18 protein-coding genes and 1 tRNA gene are annotated in these 17,913 nt (G+C 62.3%); 8 read left to right on the top strand and 11 right to left on the bottom strand.

The features are described 5' to 3' along the window. Positions 1–112 precede the first annotated feature (112 nt). The 6 genes from PVZ80_RS18370 to PVZ80_RS18345 all read right to left on the bottom strand — a co-directional run bounded on the left by PVZ80_RS18370 (position 113) and on the right by PVZ80_RS18345 (position 5,155). The gene (locus PVZ80_RS18370) at positions 113–712 is read right to left on the bottom strand and encodes a 50S ribosomal protein L25/general stress protein Ctc (RefSeq protein ID WP_009050792.1); all 600 of its coding nucleotides are present in this window, start codon (positions 710–712) and stop codon (positions 113–115) included. Positions 713–852: 140 nt separating this feature from the next. Beyond that, complete coding sequence (locus tag PVZ80_RS18365) at positions 853–1,794, bottom strand: ribose-phosphate pyrophosphokinase (RefSeq protein ID WP_003171603.1); 942 nt, start codon at positions 1,792–1,794, stop codon at positions 853–855. 48 nt (positions 1,795–1,842) lie between these two features. After that, positions 1,843–1,917 (bottom strand) — tRNA-Gln (locus PVZ80_RS18360). Positions 1,918–1,954: 37 nt separating this feature from the next. Then, positions 1,955–2,806 carry a 4-(cytidine 5'-diphospho)-2-C-methyl-D-erythritol kinase gene (gene ispE / locus PVZ80_RS18355; RefSeq protein ID WP_053269893.1) on the bottom strand — a complete coding sequence of 284 codons (852 nt, stop codon included), beginning with the start codon at positions 2,804–2,806 and terminating at the stop codon, positions 1,955–1,957. 2 nt (positions 2,807–2,808) lie between these two features. Continuing rightward, positions 2,809–3,426 carry a lipoprotein insertase outer membrane protein LolB gene (gene lolB / locus PVZ80_RS18350; RefSeq protein ID WP_009050790.1) on the bottom strand — a complete coding sequence of 206 codons (618 nt, stop codon included), beginning with the start codon at positions 3,424–3,426 and terminating at the stop codon, positions 2,809–2,811. Positions 3,427–3,430: 4 nt separating this feature from the next. Then, positions 3,431–5,155: a tetratricopeptide repeat protein gene (locus PVZ80_RS18345; RefSeq protein WP_053269892.1), complete on the bottom strand. Its 1,725-nt coding sequence runs from the start codon at positions 5,153–5,155 to the stop codon at positions 3,431–3,433. Positions 5,156–5,336: 181 nt separating this feature from the next. Here PVZ80_RS18345 and hemA point away from each other — a divergent pair, with 181 nt between their 5' ends. The 6 genes from hemA to PVZ80_RS18315 all read left to right on the top strand — a co-directional run bounded on the left by hemA (position 5,337) and on the right by PVZ80_RS18315 (position 10,707). Then, entirely contained in the window at positions 5,337–6,623 is a 1,287-nt protein-coding gene (hemA, locus tag PVZ80_RS18340) for a glutamyl-tRNA reductase (protein WP_009050788.1), read from the top strand. After that, entirely contained in the window at positions 6,620–7,702 is a 1,083-nt protein-coding gene (gene prfA / locus PVZ80_RS18335; protein WP_023967391.1) for a peptide chain release factor 1, read from the top strand. Before hemA ends, prfA begins: the two co-directional genes overlap by 4 nt. Before the next feature lie 6 nt (positions 7,703–7,708). Beyond that, positions 7,709–8,539, top strand: a complete 831-nt coding sequence (gene prmC / locus PVZ80_RS18330; RefSeq protein WP_028683382.1) for a peptide chain release factor N(5)-glutamine methyltransferase — start codon at positions 7,709–7,711, stop codon at positions 8,537–8,539. Next, positions 8,533–9,288, top strand: coding sequence for a molybdopterin-synthase adenylyltransferase MoeB (locus tag PVZ80_RS18325; RefSeq protein ID WP_023967387.1), 756 nt, complete (start codon positions 8,533–8,535; stop codon positions 9,286–9,288). Before prmC ends, PVZ80_RS18325 begins: the two co-directional genes overlap by 7 nt. Further along, positions 9,281–10,072 (top strand): glutamate racemase, encoded by a 792-nt coding sequence (gene murI, locus PVZ80_RS18320; protein ID WP_009050785.1) that lies wholly within the window; start codon positions 9,281–9,283, stop codon positions 10,070–10,072. Before PVZ80_RS18325 ends, murI begins: the two co-directional genes overlap by 8 nt. 116 nt (positions 10,073–10,188) lie before the next feature. After that, entirely contained in the window at positions 10,189–10,707 is a 519-nt protein-coding gene (locus tag PVZ80_RS18315) for an acyloxyacyl hydrolase (protein ID WP_009050784.1), read from the top strand. Between the two features lie 8 nt (positions 10,708–10,715). Here the strand turns inward: PVZ80_RS18315 and PVZ80_RS18310 are convergent, their stop codons facing one another. The 5 genes from PVZ80_RS18310 to PVZ80_RS18290 form a co-directional block, all read right to left on the bottom strand. Continuing rightward, on the bottom strand, positions 10,716–11,021 hold the full coding sequence (locus PVZ80_RS18310; RefSeq protein ID WP_009050783.1) for a YkgJ family cysteine cluster protein: 306 nt from the start codon (positions 11,019–11,021) through the stop codon (positions 10,716–10,718). Positions 11,022–11,086: 65 nt separating this feature from the next. Then, positions 11,087–12,532 carry a deoxyribodipyrimidine photo-lyase gene (gene phrB, locus PVZ80_RS18305; RefSeq protein ID WP_273864331.1) on the bottom strand — a complete coding sequence of 482 codons (1,446 nt, stop codon included), beginning with the start codon at positions 12,530–12,532 and terminating at the stop codon, positions 11,087–11,089. A 14-nt stretch (positions 12,533–12,546) separates the two neighbouring features. Then, on the bottom strand, positions 12,547–13,485 hold the full coding sequence (locus tag PVZ80_RS18300; protein WP_103331097.1) for a MerR family transcriptional regulator: 939 nt from the start codon (positions 13,483–13,485) through the stop codon (positions 12,547–12,549). A 3-nt stretch (positions 13,486–13,488) separates the two neighbouring features. After that, positions 13,489–14,457 carry a YbgA family protein gene (locus tag PVZ80_RS18295; protein ID WP_273864330.1) on the bottom strand — a complete coding sequence of 323 codons (969 nt, stop codon included), beginning with the start codon at positions 14,455–14,457 and terminating at the stop codon, positions 13,489–13,491. Positions 14,458–14,769: 312 nt separating this feature from the next. Then, positions 14,770–15,753 carry an NAD(P)/FAD-dependent oxidoreductase gene (locus tag PVZ80_RS18290; RefSeq protein WP_009050779.1) on the bottom strand — a complete coding sequence of 328 codons (984 nt, stop codon included), beginning with the start codon at positions 15,751–15,753 and terminating at the stop codon, positions 14,770–14,772. 193 nt (positions 15,754–15,946) lie between these two features. On the opposite strand from PVZ80_RS18290, the gene PVZ80_RS18285 reads away from it, so the two are divergent. Then, a complete protein-coding gene (locus PVZ80_RS18285) occupies positions 15,947–16,849 on the top strand; it encodes a TIGR01777 family oxidoreductase (protein ID WP_273864329.1) in 903 nt (300 codons plus the stop codon). 13 nt (positions 16,850–16,862) lie between these two features. Then, positions 16,863–17,879, top strand: coding sequence for a ferrochelatase (gene hemH, locus PVZ80_RS18280; RefSeq protein ID WP_028683376.1), 1,017 nt, complete (start codon positions 16,863–16,865; stop codon positions 17,877–17,879). Positions 17,880–17,913 lie beyond the last annotated feature (34 nt).

Genomic DNA, 17,913 nt, shown 5'->3' with positions numbered 1-17,913 from the left:
GAAAGTGGACGACAAGTGCTCATTTACCATTATGTAAACTCCGCGTTCCCGCCCGCTTTCTCGCTACGTTCCAGTCCGCGATGTTTCCGGTAACTCCGGCAAGCAGAGTGAATTACTCTGCAGCGCCTTCTGCAGCTTCTGGGGCAACACGTGGAGCGTGAACGTTGGCAACAGCCAGGTCGTTACCGTGAGCCAGAGCAACGAACTCAACGCCTTTAGGGGCCTTGAGGTTCGACAGGTGAACGATGGTGCCGATTTCAGCGTCGCCCAGGTCGACTTCGATGAACTCAGGCAGGTCTTTCGGCAGGCAGGACACTTCGATTTCAGCGATAACGTGCGAAATCTCGCCGCCTTTCTTGACCGGAGCAGCTTCGTTGATGAAGTGCACTGGAACGATAGCGGTCAGTTTCTGACCAGCAACAACGCGTACGAAGTCAGCGTGCATCACGTGGCCTTTGGCCGGGTGACGTTGCAGCGCCTTGATCACGACGTTTTGCTTGGTGCCGCCAACGTTCAGTTCGATAACGTGACTGAAAGCCGCTTCGTTTTCGAGCAGTTTGGCAACTTCTTTGGCCAGCATGCTGATGGATTCAGGGGCTTTGTCGCCACCGTAAACTACAGCTGGAACCAGGCTTGCGAGACGACGCAGGCGGCGGCTCGCACCTTTCCCCAGGTCGGAACGCACTTCAGCATTCAGAGTAAAATCGTTCATGTTGTATCTCCAAAATAACCACACTCGCCCCAGCGTTTGCGACCAGCGCTAAAGGCGATATGGGCAAAAAAGCCCCGCCCCAACAGGAATGCTGGGGCGGGGCGCTTTTCGTCATCGAGATGTCAGGCTAGGGCAGGGCCCTAGCGGAACATCGCGCTGATCGATTCTTCGTTGCTGATACGGCGAACCGCTTCGGCAACAACCGGTGCGATATCCAGTTGACGGATACGCGCACAGGCTTGTGCTGCAGCGGACAGCGGGATGGTGTTGGTCACCACCAGCTCGTCCAGCACGGAATTTTCAATGTTCTCGATTGCTCGACCCGACAGCACAGGGTGTGTGCAGTAGGCAAAGACCTTGGCAGCGCCATGCTCTTTCAGGGCCTTGGCCGCGTGGCACAGGGTGCCGGCGGTATCGACCATGTCGTCAACCAGGATGCAGGTACGGCCTTCAACGTCACCGATGATATGCATCACTTCAGAGTGATTGGCTTTCTCACGGCGCTTGTCGATGATCCCGAGATCCACGCCCAGGGATTTGGCAACGGCACGTGCACGCACGACGCCACCAATGTCCGGGGAGACGATCATCAGGTTTTCGAAACGTTGGTCTTCGATGTCATCCACCAGAACCGGGGAGCCGTAGATGTTATCTACCGGAATATCGAAGAAGCCCTGAATCTGGTCAGCATGCAGATCAACCGTGAGAACACGGTCGATGCCGACTACGGTAAGCATGTCAGCCACGACTTTCGCGCTGATAGCCACACGTGCGGAACGCGGACGGCGATCCTGACGGGCATAACCAAAGTAAGGAATTACAGCAGTGATTCGAGTCGCTGAGGAGCGGCGGAAGGCATCAGCCATCACGACGAGTTCCATCAGGTTATCGTTGGTCGGAGCGCAGGTCGGCTGAATAATGAAGACGTCTTTACCACGGACATTTTCATTGATCTCAGCGGTAATTTCGCCGTCGGAAAACTTACCGACAGAGATGTCACCGAGAGGGATATGCAGCTGACGTACGACACGCCGAGCCAGATCGGGGTTAGCGTTCCCCGTAAAGACCATCATCTTGGACACGCGCAGTACCTGAAGGCTGAGGGTATACCTGGATGAGTATAAGGAAAATGGCAGGGGCGGCTGGATTCGAACCAACGCATGGCAGGATCAAAACCTGCTGCCTTACCGCTTGGCGACGCCCCTGTATCTATTGCATCAAGTGCCTGGCACTTGGTTCCTTTTAGAGCAGACTTTGCAGCTTGCGATGCAACATCGAAACGTTGCTTCCTTTTGCTACAAAACCTGTAAGGGTCTCTGTAAGAAGGGCCGAGACTTTATCAGCTTCAGCTTTGCTTGGGAAGCCCCCAAACACACAACTTCCAGTCCCGGTCAGTTTTGCTTCGGTAAATTTACCTAACAAATTCAATGCGTTACGTACATCTGGATAACGCCTTGCAACCACCGGCAAGCAGTCATTTCTGCTGTTTCCCTTGGGAACGGGGCGCACTTTAATGGGCGGAGTGTCACGTGTCAACAGCGGATCTGAAAAAATTTCTGCTGTACTTACAGAGACTTGCGGCACCAGCACGAGATACCAGGGCTCCTCGGGGTCTACCGGGGTGAGTTTCTCTCCCACGCCCTCGGCGAAAGCCGCATGCCCGCGCACGAAAACCGGCACATCGGCGCCCAGGGAAAGGCCCAGTGTGGCCAGGCGATCTTCGTCCCAGCCCAGTTGCCAGAGGTGATTCAGGCCCAGCAGGGTGGTCGCCGCATTGGAGCTGCCGCCACCGATGCCGCCGCCCATGGGCAGGACTTTCTCGATCCAGATGTCGATACCCAGCGGGCACCCGGACTGTTCCTGAAGCTGCTTGGCCGCCCGCACGATCAGGTTGCTGTCGTGGGGGACGCCGGCGAACTCCGTATGCAGGCGAATGACGCCGTCATCGCGCACGGCGAAGGTGATTTCATCGCCGTAATCGAGAAACTGAAAGATCGTCTGCAATTCGTGATAGCCGTCTTCCCGGCGACCGAGGATGTGCAGCATCAGATTGAGTTTTGCCGGGGAGGGCAGGGTCAGTCGTGGTGCGTTCATGCTTACTGCCCCAGCTTGCGTGGTTGCCATTCCTTGATCACCAGCGTGACGTCAAGGTCGCGGCCATGCAGCTTGATCCGCTCGGGCAGCCAGTAACCGCTCTGTTGTGCATAACTCAGGTACTCGACCTGCCAGTTGTCCTGTTCGAGATTGGACAGGCGGCTGTCGCCATCCAGGGTCAGGCGGCTCTTGCTGTCGGGGGCGGGCAGCCCGCGAACCCACCAGGCCAGATGCGAGACCGGCAGGTTCCAGCCCAGCTGTTCTTCGAGCAGGGCTTCCGGGGTTGGCGCTTCATAGCGTCCCTGGTTGGCGACTTCCAGCGCGACCTGGCCGGGACGACCGGTCAGGCGGGCGGCGCCACGACCCAGCGGGCCGGACAGGCGGATATCGTAGTAATCCTGGCGCTGCAACCAGAACAAGGTGCCGCTGCCCGAATCCTTGGGTGCACGAATGCCGATCTTGCCGTTGATCTGCCAGCCGTCGAGACCAGTCAACTGCTGCTTGTGTTCGCGCCATAGCGCAGGGCTGCCGTGGCCCTCGACGGATTCGCGGGTACCGAAACCCGAGCAGCCGGCGAGCAGAGCGATAAAGCTGAAAACGATAAGGTGGCGCAAAAACATAGTCTTAAAGGGTCTCTGATCCGGTCAGGCGCTTGATGGTACTGCGCAGGATAGGGCTGTCGGGCTGGTCCTTGAGGAACTTGCTCCAGATCTGCTTGGCTTCGCGTTGCTTGCCGTTGGCCCAGAGCACTTCGCCCAGGTGCGCGGCGACTTCCTGGTCGGGGAAGCGTTCCAGCGCCTGGCGCAGCAGGCGTTCGGCTTCCGCGAGGTTGCCCAGGCGATAGTTCACCCAGCCCAGGCTGTCGAGCACCGCCGGATCGTCCGGGGTCAGCTGATGGGCCTGTTCGATCAGGGCCTTGGCTTCGGCGTAGCGGGTCGTGCGATCCGACAGGGTGTAGCCGAGGGCGTTCAATGCCATGGCGTTGTCCGGCTCGCGCTTGATGATCAGGCGCAGGTCTTTTTCCATCTGCGCCAGGTCATTGCGCTTCTCGGCCTGCATCGCCCGGGTGTAGAGCAGGTTCACGTCGTCCGGGTATTGCTGCAGGGCTTGCTGGAGAATCTTCCAGGCCTTGTCGCCCTGCTTGTTGGCGGACAGGGTTTCGGCTTCGATCAGGTACAGCTGGATGGCGTAGTCCGGCTGGGTGTCGCGGGCGGCGGCCAGGCGTTTTTCGGCTTCGGCGGTACGGCCGTTGTTCATCAGGATGTCAGCCTGGCGCAATTGTGCCGGCAGGTAGTCGTTACCTGGGCCGACCTGGCCGTATTCCGCCAGCGCGCCTTGCGGGTCGTTGAGCTCTTCGGCGATACGGCCCAGGTTCAGGTGCGCCGAATCGACATGGCTTTCCCGGGCGATCAGGTCTTCCAGGTAACCCTTGGCTTCTTCCCAGTCCTTGGCTTCCAGGCAGACCAGCGCCAGGGAGTAACGCAGCTCGTCGTCTTCCGGATACTGCTGGACCAGGCTGGAGAACTGGGCCTTGGCGTCGTCCATGCGATCCTGCTCAACCAGCATGCGTGCATAAGTCAGGCGCAGGCGCTTGTCGTCCGGGTATTTGCGAATGCTTTTTTCCAGCAGCGGCAGGGCTTCGTCGGCGCGGCTGAGGCTTTGCAGCAGGCGGGCGCGCAGGAGTATCGGCGCGATTTCGCCTTCTTCCGGCGGGTTCTGCTCCAGCAGTTTCAGGGCTTCGCGGGTGTCGCCGTCCTGTTGCAGCAGCAGCGCCTTGCCGAAGACCAACTGGCCGTTGTTCGGGTGTTTTTGCAGCAAGCGGTCGAAGCTTTTCATCAGACCGTTGCGGGTGTCCTGGTCGGTGTCGGCGGCCGACAGCGCGAGGAAATCGAAATGGGTATCGCCCTTGCCCTGCAGGACTTTCTCCATATAGACCATGGATTCGTCGTAACGCCCGGTGCGGGCCAGCTGGATGGCGGCGGCGCGCTGGGCTTCCAGGTCGTCCGGGGCGTTTTTCGCCCAGATCAGCGCGGTGTCCAGCGCAGCCTGGTCGGCGCCCAGGTATTCGGCGATGCGAAACGCCCGCTCGGAGATGCCCGGGTCCTGGGTGTTGATGGCCTGGGTGACATAGTTGTCCAGGGCAATGTCGAAACGATTGCGTTGGCCAGCCAGTTCCGCGCTCAGCAGGCTGAAGATCGTGTCTTCGCTGAACGAGGAGTAAACCTTGGGCTTTTCAGGAGCCGGTGTGCTGTCTTCGACCGGCGGTGTAGCGTCCGGTGAAACGGGTGCCAAGGCCTGGCAGCCGCTGAGGAAGACAAAAGCGAGGAGCAACGCGGAAGATCTATTCATATAGGAAGAGGACGACTAACCTGCGGTCGGATCATCATGACACAAGCCTTCGGCCAAACATAACCGAGACTCAGCGGATGCCTTACAGAGGCAGTCTATTGGGACAATAGTCGGCAATGGTTGTTCTGAATCTTTCGAAGTAGGACAATTGTCGGCTTCTCGACATCATCAGCGACCTTGAATGGCCTTCCTCGCACTCGGTATTAACCACAAGACTGCTTCAGTAGACGTCCGCGAGCGCGTGGCCTTTACCCCTGAGCAGTTGGTTGAGGCCTTGCAGCAGCTCTGCCGCCTCACCGACAGCCGCGAAGCTGCGATCCTCTCCACCTGCAATCGCAGTGAACTCTATATAGAACAGGATCACCTTTCGGCGGATGTCGTGCTGCGCTGGCTGGCCGAGTACCACCATCTGAGCCTCGAAGACCTGCGCGCCAGTGCCTATGTGCACGAAGACGATGCGGCCGTTCGTCACATGATGCGTGTTGCCTCGGGGCTGGACTCGCTGGTGCTGGGCGAACCGCAGATCCTCGGGCAGATGAAATCCGCCTACGCCGTGGCGCGTGAGGCCGGAACCATTGGCCCGCTGCTGGGGCGGCTGTTCCAGGCCACCTTCAGCGCCGCCAAGCAGGTGCGCACCGACACCGCCATCGGCGAAAACCCGGTTTCCGTGGCCTTTGCCGCGGTGAGCCTGGCGAAACAGATTTTCAGCGATCTGCAGCGCAGCCAGGCACTGCTGATCGGCGCCGGCGAGACCATTACCCTGGTCGCCCGCCACCTGCATGACCTGGGGGTCAAGCGCATCGTGGTCGCCAACCGCACCCTGGAGCGCGCCAGTACCCTGGCCGAACAGTTTGGAGCCCATGCCGTGCTGCTGTCGGACATTCCTCAGGAGCTGGTGCACAGCGACATCGTCATCAGTTCCACCGCCAGCCAGCTGCCGATCCTTGGCAAGGGCGCGGTGGAAAGTGCGCTGAAACTGCGCAAGCACAAGCCGATCTTCATGGTGGACATCGCCGTTCCCCGGGATATCGAGCCGGAAGTCGGCGAGTTGGACGACGTTTACCTCTATACCGTCGACGATCTCCACGAAGTGGTCGCCGAAAACCTCAAGAGCCGCCAAGGCGCGGCACAGGCGGCGGAAGAGCTGGTGAACATCGGCGCCGAGGACTTCATGGTGCGCCTGCGCGAGCTGGCTGCGGTGGATGTGCTCAAGGCGTATCGTCAGCAGAGCGAGCGCCTGCGCGACGAAGAGTTGCAAAAGGCCCAGCGCATGCTGGCCAACGGCAGCAGCGCCGAAGACGTCCTGATGCAACTGGCTCGCGGCCTGACCAACAAATTGCTGCATGCGCCCAGCGTCCAGTTGAAAAAGCTGACCGCTGAAGGCCGCCTGGATGCGCTGGCCATGGCCCAGGAACTCTTTGCCCTCGGTGAGGGCGCTTCGGACTCTTCGGATAAAAAACCGCAATGAAAGCGTCACTGCTCAATAAGCTGGATGTCCTCCAGGACCGTTTCGAGGAACTGACCGCGTTGCTTGGCGACGCCGAAGTCATTTCCGATCAGGCCAAGTTCCGCGCCTATTCCAAGGAGTACGCCGAAGTCGAGCCGATCGTCGAGACCTATAAACAGGTGCTCAAGGTCCAGGCCGACCTCGAGGGCGCCCAGGCGCTGCTCAAGGACAGCGATCCGGACATGCGCGAAATGGCGGTGGAAGAAGTCCGCGAGGCCAAGGAGCAACTGGTCGAGCTGGAAAGCACCCTGCAACGCATGCTGCTGCCCAAGGACCCCAACGACGGGCGCAACGTGTTCCTGGAAATCCGCGCCGGCACCGGCGGCGACGAGGCGGCGATTTTCTCCGGCGACCTGTTCCGCATGTATTCGCGTTATGCCGAGCGGCGTGGCTGGCGGCTGGAGATCCTCTCGGAAAACGAGGGCGAGCACGGCGGCTATAAAGAAGTCATCGCCCGGGTCGAAGGCGAGAACGTCTACGGCAAGCTTAAATTCGAATCCGGCGCCCATCGTGTACAGCGGGTGCCGGCCACCGAATCCCAGGGCCGCATCCATACTTCGGCCTGCACCGTGGCGGTGTTGCCCGAGCCGGACGAACAGGAAGCCATCGAGATCAACCCGGCGGACCTGCGGATCGACACCTACCGCTCCTCCGGCGCCGGCGGCCAGCACGTCAACAAGACCGACTCGGCGATCCGTATTACCCACATCCCGTCGGGCATCGTGGTCGAGTGCCAGGAAGAACGTTCCCAGCACAAGAACCGGGCGCGCGCCATGTCCTGGCTGTCGGCCAAGCTCAACGACCAGCAGACCAGCGCCGCGGCCAATGCGATCGCCAGCGAACGCAAGCTGCTGGTGGGCTCGGGCGACCGCTCCGAGCGCATCCGCACCTACAACTTTCCCCAGGGTCGGGTGACCGATCACCGGGTCAACCTGACCCTCTACTCCCTCGATGAAATCCTTGCCGGTGGCGTCGAAGCGGTGATTGAGCCACTTCTGGCCGAGTACCAGGCCGATCAACTTGCGGCGCTGGGCGAGTAAACATAAATGACCATCATCGCCAGCCTGTTACGCGCCGCCCAATTGCCCGATTCGCCCACGGCCCGCCTGGATGCCGAGTTGCTGCTGGCCGCTGCCCTGGGCAAGCCGCGCAGCTTCCTGCACACCTGGCCCGAGCGGATCGTGCCCAGCGAAGCGGCATTGACCTTCGCCAGTTACTTGCAGCGGCGCCGTTCCGGCGAGCCGGTGGCCTATATCCTTGGCCAGCAGGGCTTCTGGAAGCTCGATCTGGAAGTGGCGCCCCACACCCTGATCCCGCGTCCCGACACCGAATTGCTGGTGGAGGCGGCGCTGGAATTGCTGCCCGCCACGCCGGCCAAGGTGCTCGACCTGGGCACCGGCAGCGGCGCCATTGCCCTGGCCCTGGCCAGCGAGCGCCCGGCGTGGCGGGTCACCGCGGTCGACCGGGTGCTGGAGGCCGTGGCCCTGGCCGAACGCAATCGCCAGCGCCTGCAACTGGACAATGTCACGGTGCTGAACAGCCATTGGTTCAGCGCTTTGCAAGGCGAGCGTTATCAACTGATCATCAGTAACCCGCCCTATATCGCCGACACCGACCCGCATCTTGCAGCCGGCGATGTGCGTTTCGAGCCAGAGAGCGCGCTGGTCGCGGGCAAGGACGGGCTGGACGATCTGCGCCTGATCATCGCCCAGGCGCCAGGGCACCTCGAAGCCGGCGGCTGGCTGATGCTGGAGCATGGCTACGACCAGGCGCCGGCCGTACGCGACCTGTTACTCAGCCAAGGGTTCGCCGAGGTCCACAGCCGTGTCGACCTGGGCGGTCATGAACGCATCAGCTTAGGAAGCCTGCCGTGCTGAACGATCAGGAGTTGCTGCGCTACAGCCGGCAGATTCTGTTGCAGCACGTCGACATCGACGGCCAGTTGCGACTCAAGGCCAGCCGCGTATTGATCGTCGGCCTGGGCGGCCTGGGTGCTCCGGTGGCCTTGTACCTGGCCGCCGCAGGTGTCGGCGAGCTGCACCTGGCCGACTTCGATACGGTCGACCTGACCAACCTGCAACGCCAGATCATCCATGACACCGACAGCGTCGGCCTGAGCAAGGTCGATTCGGCGATGCGTCGCCTGTCCGCGATCAATCCCGAAATCCAGCTGGTGCCCCATCGTGCCGCGCTGGATGCCGACTCCCTGGCGGCCGCGGTCACGGCGGTGGACCTGGTGCTCGATTGCACCGACAACTTCTCGACCCGCGAGGCGGTGAACGCCGCCTGCGTCGCCGCCGGCAAGCCGCTGGTCAGCGGCGCGGCGATTCGCCTGGAAGGGCAGCTGTCGGTGTTCGATCCACGGCGTCCCGAGAGCCCGTGCTACCACTGTTTATATGGGCACGGCAGCGAAGCCGAACTGACCTGCAGCGAAGCCGGCGTGGTCGGGCCGCTGGTGGGCCTGGTGGGCAGCCTGCAGGCGCTCGAGGCGTTGAAGCTGCTGGTGGGGTTCGGCGAGCCGCTGGTGGGCCGCCTGTTGTTGATCGATGCCCTGGGCACACGCTTTCGTGAACTGCGGGTCAAGCGTGACCCGGGCTGCAGCGTCTGTGGAGGCCGGCATGCGTGAAGCGCCAATCGGCGTCTTCGACTCCGGCGTCGGCGGCCTGTCGGTGCTGGCGGAGATCCAGCAGCGCCTGCCCCATGAGTCGCTGCTATATGTAGCCGATTGCGGCAACATTCCCTACGGCGAGAAAACCCCCGAATTCATCCGTCAGCGTTGCAGCCTGGTCGCCGGGTTTTTCCGCGAGCAGGGTGCCAAGGCACTGGTCCTGGCCTGCAACACCGCGACCGTGGCCGCTGTCGCCGACCTGCGTCGGGATTATCCGGACTGGCCTATCATCGGCATGGAGCCCGCGGTCAAGCCGGCTGCCGCCGCGACCCGCAGTGGCGTGGTCGGCGTGCTGGCCACCACCGGCACCTTGCAGAGTGCCAAGTTCGCCGCCTTGCTCGATCGTTTCGCCACCGACATCAAGGTCATCACCCGGCCATGCCCGGGCCTGGTGGAGCGGATCGAAGCCGGTGACCTGCACAGCCCCGCGTTGCGCCAACTGCTGCAGGGTTATGTCGAGCCGCTGCTGGCGGCCGGCTGCGACACCATCATCCTTGGTTGCACTCACTATCCGTTTCTCAAGCCGTTGCTCAAGTCGATGATCCCCGAGGACATCAGCCTGATCGATACCGGGGCCGCGGTGGCCCGCCAGTTGGAGCGCCTGCTCGGTGAGCGCGAGCTGTTGGCCGCGGGGCCTGCACGCCAGGCTCAGTTCTGGACCAGCGGCGATCCGTGTCACTTCAGACATATCCTGCCGTTGCTCTGGAAAGAGGCGGGAGCGGTGCAAAGCTTCGCTTTATAAATAAATCCTGCAGAAGCGCTGATTTGCGCTGAACTTCTGTTCAAGCGCTGATTTCTATTAACGTGTCTGCGGAATCTGTACAACACCATACAAATCGTTTGAAAAGGATGTTCCTGATGAGACGAGTGTTTTGTTTGGCTGCACTTGCAGCCACGCTATTGGGGCAAAGTTTTTCGGCACAGGCGGCCGGCGTCGAGTTTTCGGTGGGGCAGACCGGCGATTCGACCCAGACCTATCGCCTGGGCATGCAATTCGATTGGGACAAAAGCTGGCTGCAAAGCGATGTCGGTCGCCTGACCGGCTACTGGAGCGGCGCCTATACCTTCTGGGATGGCGATGAGAAGTCCAGTAACCACAGCCTGTCGTTCTCGCCGGTGCTGGTGTACGAATTTGCCGGGCAGAACATCAAGCCTTACATCGAGGCGGGGATCGGCGTGGCGGTGTTCGCCAACACCGAGGTGGAGGACAACAAGCTCGGTTCGGCGTTCCAGTTCGAGGACCGCTTCGGTTTCGGCCTGCGGTTCAACGGCGGGCATGAAGTCGGTCTCCGTGCCACGCACTATTCCAACGCCGGTATCGCGACGCCCAACGACGGTGTAGAGAGCTACTCGCTGCATTACACCATGCCGTTGTAAGACCCTTTTCAGCGATACGCCGTGGCGATGCCGCGGCGTTCGTTGAGGCAGTCCACTTCCCCCATCTCGAACTCCCGGCAGATCAACGGCCGTTGTTCGTAGATGCTGCACAGCATGCTGTTGCGATCCAGCGCGGCACACCAGCCATCATCCAGCCGCAGCATGACTTCGCCACCCCAATCGTCGGTGTCGATAAAACGCTCGGGCACCCCGGTTTCGGTGATCAGCATCACTTCCAGTTGGCAGCAGCAGGCCGCGCAGCTCGAGCAGGTGACCGCCGCTTCGGCGATCTGGGTGACAGGAATAGTGGTCATAGGCGCGCAGTGTAAGGCAGTGGCCGCAGGCTGTGTGAAACCACTGACGGACGCCTGCCGTCCCCTTATTCCCGATCCCCCTCGGCAACGCCCCGTGACGGCAGGTTCTTGAAGGCCGCCAGGGCGCGTTCGCGGGACATCGACAGATCGACCATCGGTCGCGGGTAATCGGCCACGCCGAACAGACCGCCGATGGCGGCCGGGTTGTGGATATCTTTTTCATTCAGCTCCGCCAGCTCTGGCAGCCAGTGCCTGATGAAAGTCCCTTGGCTGTCGAACCTCTGCGACTGGCTCAACGGGTTGAAGATCCGGAAGTAGGGCGCCGAGTCGGTGCCGGTGGATGAGCTCCATTGCCAGCCACCGTTATTTGCCGCCAGGTCGCCGTCGATCAGGTGGCGCATGAAAAAGCGCTCGCCCTGGCGCCAGTCGATCAGCAGGTTCTTGGTCAGGAACATCGCCACGATCATCCGCAGGCGGTTGTGCATCCAGCCGGTTTCCAGCAACTGGCGCATGGCTGCGTCGATGATCGGCAGGCCGGTGCGGGCCTGCTGCCAGGCCGCCAGCTCATCGGGGGCATCGCGCCAGGCCACGGCTTCGGTTTCCGGGCGGAAGGCCCGGAGCCGGGACACCCGTGGATAGCCCACCAGGATGTGTTTGTAGAACTCGCGCCAGAGCAGTTCGTTGATCCAGGTGACGGCGCCGGGGCTGCCGCTGGCGAACTCGCCCCGGTTGTTTTGCAGCGCCGCGTGCAGGCATTGGCGTGGCGACAGCACACCGGCGGCGAGGTAGGGCGAAAGCTGACTGGTGCCAGGCTTGGCCGGGAGGTCGCGCTCGGCCTGGTAGTGGACGAGTTGGGCCTCGGCAAAATGCGCCAGGCGTTGTTGCGCCGCGGTTTCACCGGCTGGCCAGAGCGCCTGCAGGTGCGGGCCGGGTGTCGGGAACCCTTCGACCTGCCTGGGCAGCGCATCGGCTTTTATCCTCAGCGCGGCTTGCGCCCTGGGAGCCGCCAGCTGTGGCGGCAGGGCGCTGTGCAGCCGGTTGTAGCAGACCTTGCGAAACTGGCTGAAGACCTGGAAGTAACCGCCGCTTTTGGTCAGCACACTGCCGGGCCGGAACAGCAACTGGTCGAGGTAACTGTGGAAGCTCACGCCCTGGCTCTTCAGCAGGCTGGCTACCGCCGCATCGCGGCGACTCTCGTGAATGCCGTATTCCTCGTTGACGTGCAGCGCCTCGACGGCCAGTTCCCGGCACAGTTGCAGCAGCACCTGGGGTGCCTGCTCCCAACTCGGCGCTTGGCGAATCAGCAGCGGGATGTTCAGCCGGGCCAGGTCGCTGCTCAGTCGCTCCAGGTTGCGCAGCCAGAAGTCGACCTTGCACGGTGCATCGTCATGCGCCTGCCATTGCCGCGGGCTCAGCAGGTACAGGGCCACGGTCGGCCCGCGCTGGGTGGCGGCGCTCAGCGCGGTGTTGTCATGCAGGCGCAGGTCGCTGCGTAGCCAGATCAGTTGCATGGGAGTTCCTGCATTTAGAGAAGTCCTAGCCCGGTCAGGGCCTGGTGCGCCGAGAGTGGGTCTGCGGCGAGGTGCAGATTGGCGATCTGGTTGGTGCAGATGGCCAGTTCGGCGGGGTGGATGCTCACCGCGGGGCCGACGATGAGTGCCGGGCAGTCGAGGCCGCCGAGCAGACGTGGCAATTGCCGCAGGTTGATCGACTGGCTCGCGTACAGCAGCACGCCCCGCGCTTTCAGGCGCTCGACGGCCAGGGCCAGCTCACCGGGGGGCAGCGGCCAGTCGAAGACTGCCACCGGGCAGTCGCTATTGCTGATCAGCCAGGCGCAGAGCCACAGGTGCGGCTCCAGCGGCAGGTCCGAGTGATTGATCAGCAGCAGCGGGGCGCCTTGCAGTTGGCGGTTGTTGTGATAGACTCGCACTGCGAATTTGCTGCGCAGCCAGGAATGGAAAAACACCCGCTCCATCTGCATGCCGAAGCGGCCCTGCCAGCGCTGTTCGAGTTCGTCCAGCAGCGGTAGCAGCAGGTGCTCGCACAAGGTCCGCGGCGGGTAGAGTGCCATGGCCTGGTTGACGCTTTCGTCGACCTGGCGCTCGGCCAATTGGCTGATGGCCTGGATCAGGCTCTGGCGTTGCAGGTGCCAGTCGTTGTGGGTCGCTTCGCTGAGTGCAGGCTCGGCGTCCAGCAGGTGCTTGACCTGGCTGACCGCCACGCCGCGATTGAGCCAGGTCAGGATTTTCAGAATGCGTTGCACGTGTTCGTTCGAAAACAGCCGGTGACCCTTGGCGGTACGCTGCGGCACGATCAGCCCGTAACGACGTTCCCAGGCCCGCAGGGTGACGGCGTTGACTCCGGTCTGGCGGGTCACCTCGCGAATCGGCAGCCAGCCTTGCCCATGGGCGCGATCGGATTCGCTGGCGGATGCATCCGGGTCGTCGAACGTCGAATCGTTCATGGTTCAGAGCGCATTGCGCAGGCTGAGACTTTCCGGATGCGGCTGCAGGTACACCTGTTGCGCGATGTAGGGATCGGGGTGCCGGCGCAGGTGATGCTTGAGCAGGGTCAGCGGCACCACCAGCGGCACGATGCCGTGGCGGTACTGGCCGATGAGGTGCTGCATTTCCTGTTTGTCTTCGCGGCTGATGGTTTGCTTGAGATAGCCGCTGATGTGTTGCAGTACGTTGCTGTGGGTACGGCGGGTGGCGCACTTTTTCAAGGCCGCCATCAGCTGGCTGAAATAACGTGGGCCGATCTGCGCCGGATCGCTTTGGCCCATGTTGCCCAGCAGGGTGCCGAGGGCCTTGTATTGCTCCGGGTTGTGGGCCATCAGCAGGTATTTGTAGCGCGCGTGAAAGTCGGTCAGGCGGCGACGGCTCAGGCCTTGCCTGAGCACATCCTGCCAGGCGCTGTAGGCGAACACCCGGGTCAGGAAGTTTTCCCGCAGCACCGGATCATTGAGTCGGCCGTCTTCTTCCACCGGCAGGTCCGGATGGCGGCTGCAGAACGCCTGGGCATGGATACCGCGCCCACTGAGCTCGGCGGGACGGCCCTGGTCCTGGTAGACCTTGACCCGCTCCAGGCCGCAGGACGGAGATTTCTGCATGAAGATGTAGCCGCAAAGGCTGCCCAGTTCATCGGCCATGCGCTGGCCGTAATCCGTGAGGGCCTGGGTGACATCCATGGCAGGATTGATGCTGCCAACGGCCCGCGGTTGCCGCGGATCGCCCACCAGGCGGATCGGTTCGCGGGGTGTGCCCAGGCCGATGGCGACTTCCGGGCACAGCGGGACAAACTCGAAAAACTCAGCGAGGGCCTGGCTGCACAGGCGCGATTCCTTGTGCCCGCCGTTGTAGCGCACAGGCGCACCCAGCAGGCAGGCGCTGATGGCGATTCTCGGTTTGTCGGCCTGGGTCGGATTGCTGGGCATGTGCAGGGCTCCGGTTTTTCATGTACAAGAAATATGGTCTTGTACAACTTTGCCTCATCATAGGATCAAAGGTGTGCAAGTCAAATATTTTGTACAGGTTTTTTGCGCAGCCCTTCGGGTTACGTCCTGCTCATCTGTCGGTCGCTGGGCTGTAGTCGTTCGATTGCTGGCTGGCTAACGCAGGAGATTTTGGCGCGTGTTTTTCTTCATCTCGGAACAGTCCGATCAGCAGAAGTATGTTTCGGGTTTTGGTGCGGGGGAGACAGGCTGCTGTCCATGGCGACAGCAGCAAGGTTACGCGGGGTGATGCGCTTACAGGTTTTCGTGCAACCGGCGGGCGGCCTCCTGCCCGCTGAGCCAGGCCCCTTCGACGCGACCGGACAGACACCAGTCGCCGCACACATAGAGTCCCAGGTCGACATCCGCCAGGGCTCCCCATTCATGGCTGCTGGCCGGGCGGGCGTAGAGCCAGCGGTGGGCGAGGCTGAAGCTGGGGGCGGGCATGGCGCTGTGCAGCAGCTCGGCGAATGCGCCGTGCAATTGCTCGATCACCGCTTCTTTCGGCAGGTCGATGTGCTGGCGGCTCCAGGTGCTGCTGGCGTGCAGGACCCAAGTGTCGAGGCTGTTGTCGCGCCCTGGTTTGCTGCGGTTGCGGGCCAGCCAGTCCAGCGGGCTGTCCTGTACGAAGCAGCCTTCCACCGGGGTTTCCAGCGCGGTCTCGAATGCCAGGGCGACTGCCCAGGTCGGGTCCATCTTCACCCCGGCGGCGGCACTCGCCAGTTTTGGCGCGGCAGCCAGCAAAGCGGTGGCCTGGGGGGCCGGCGTGGCGATGATCACGTGGCTGAACGGGCCGTGGGTGAAACCTTCGGCATCCTGCAGGTGCCAATGCTGTTCGCCGCGGTAGACCTCGGTGATTCGGCAGGCGAAATGCACCTCCGTTTCGCCCAGCAAGCCACGGGTAATGGCGCTCATGCGCGGGGTGCCGACCCAGCGGGTCTGTTCGTCCGGCGACGGGGTGAGCTGGCCGCCATGGAAGTTGTACAGCTGCGGCGCCCATTCGGCGGCCCAGCCATTGGCTTGCCAGCGCTGGACTTCGGTGACGAAGCGCCGGTCGCGAGCGGTGAAATATTGAGCGCCCATGTCCAGTGCGCCGGCGTCGCTGCGCTTGCTGGACATACGCCCGCCGCTGCCGCGGCTCTTGTCGAAGAGTTGCACGACATGCCCGGCGTCTCTCAGCGCCTGGGTGGCCGAGAGTCCGGCGATGCCGGTACCGATGATTGCGATGGGTACGGTCATAGGGGCCTCGTTTACCTTTCTGTGCAGACGCCGTCGTTAAAAGCTGTACAATTTTGTTTTTTGGTATAACTTTCGGCGTTATCGGTTTTACAGGGTGTCCTATTGTTAAACACAGAGCCTGCCCGATTGAAAAGATCCCTGCTTATAAAAATAGACTAGTGATCCGGGTAAAACGCCACGCGAGGAAGATGTCATGCACATATTGCTGACCGGCGGTACTGGTTTGATAGGACGTCAACTCTGCCGTCACTGGCTGACCCAGGGCCATCAGTTGACCGTATGGAGTCGTCGGCCTGCCGAGGTGCCCAAACTGTGTGGCACCCAGGTCCGCGGCATCGCCCGCCTGGACGAACTTGCGGAGGAGCCGGTCGACGCCATCATCAATCTGGCGGGAGCGCCGATCGCCGATCGGCCCTGGACCCACAAGCGCAAGGCGCTGCTCTGGAGCAGCCGAATTACCCTGACCGAAAAGCTCCTGGCCTGGCTGGAAAGCCGCGGGCAGAAACCCGGGTTGTTGATCTCCGGGTCGGCGGTGGGCTGGTATGGCGATGGCGGGGAGCGCGAGCTGAACGAAGACTCGCCTCCGGTCAGTGAGGATTTCGCCAGCCAGTTATGCATCGCCTGGGAGGAGACCGCGCAACGTGCCGAGGCCATGGGCGTGCGGGTGGTGCTGATTCGCACGGGCCTGGTGCTGGCGGCCGAGGGCGGCTTTTTGTCGCGCTTGCTGCTGCCCTTCAAACTGGCCCTGGGCGGGCCGATCGGCAACGGTCGGCAGTGGATGCCGTGGATTCATATCAAGGATCAAATCGCCCTGATTGATTTTCTTCTGCACCGCAGTGATGCCAGCGGTCCTTATAATGCCTGCGCGCCCAAGCCGGTGCGCAATCGCGAATTCGCCAAGACCCTGGGCAGCGTCTTGCACCGGCCGGCGCTAGTGCCGGTGCCGGCCTTTGTCTTGCGCGTCGGCCTGGGGGAATTGTCGTTGTTGCTGCTGGGTGGTCAACGCGCGGTCCCTGCGCGGTTGTTGGCCGCCGGATTCACTTTCCAGTTCACTGATTTGCGCGCGGCCCTGGATGACCTGTCCAGCCGCCTCTGAAATAGGACGTTGCATGACCGATCACGCGTTGCTCCTGGTCAACCTGGGTTCGCCGGCCTCCACCTCGGTGGCGGATGTGCGCAGCTACCTCAATCAATTCCTGATGGACCCTTACGTGATCGACCTGCCGTGGCCGGTCCGGCGGCTGCTGGTGTCGCTGATCCTGATCAAGCGTCCGGAGCAATCGGCCCATGCCTACGCCTCGATCTGGTGGGAGCAGGGTTCGCCGCTGGTGGTGCTCAGCCGCCGTCTGCAGGAAACCATGACGAGTGAGTGGAAGCACGGCCCGGTGGAGCTGGCGATGCGTTATGGCGAGCCGTCCATCGAGTCGGCGTTGTTGCGTCTGGTGGCCCAGGGGCAGAAGAAAATCACCCTGGCGCCACTCTATCCACAGTTCGCCGACAGCACCGTGACCACGGTGGTGGAAGAAGCCCGGCGGGTGATTCGCGACAAGAAGCTGGATGTACAGCTTTCGGTGCTGCAGCCGTTTTACGATCAGCCGGAGTACCTCGACGCGCTGGTGGCCAGTGCCAGGCCGCACCTGCAACAGGACTTCGATCATTTGCTGTTGAGCTTCCATGGCTTGCCCGAACGGCACCTGAAAAAACTCAATCCCGGCCACAGCCTGGACGGCGATTGCTGCCGCGACGCAACCCCCGAGGTGGCCGCCACCTGTTACCGCGGCCAGTGCCTGAGCACGGCCCGGGCATTCGCCGAGCGCATGGGGCTGCCGGACGGCAAGTGGTCGGTGTCGTTCCAGTCTCGTCTGGGGCGTGCCAAATGGATCGAGCCCTACACCGAGGCGCGTCTGGATGAGCTGGCCCGGCAGGGGGTGAAGAAGATCCTGGTGATGTGCCCGGCGTTCGTCGCCGACTGCATCGAGACCCTGGAAGAGATCGGCGATCGCGGTCGCGAGCAGTTCCGCGAAGCGGGAGGGGAGGAGTTGGTGCTGGTGCCATGCCTGAACGACGACCCGCAATGGGCCAAGGCATTGAACGCCTTGTGCGAGCGCGCGCCTTTGGCGTTGTAAAAGCATCGCGGGCAAGCCTCGCTCCTACGGTCAA

It is taken from the genome of Pseudomonas sp. B3G-3 (genome assembly GCF_028640915.1).
GTDB lineage: Bacteria > Pseudomonadota > Gammaproteobacteria > Pseudomonadales > Pseudomonadaceae > Aquipseudomonas > Aquipseudomonas chlororaphis_I.
Note: the sequence above shows the minus strand (reverse complement) of the source record. Positions and strands in the feature narration are given on the sequence as shown.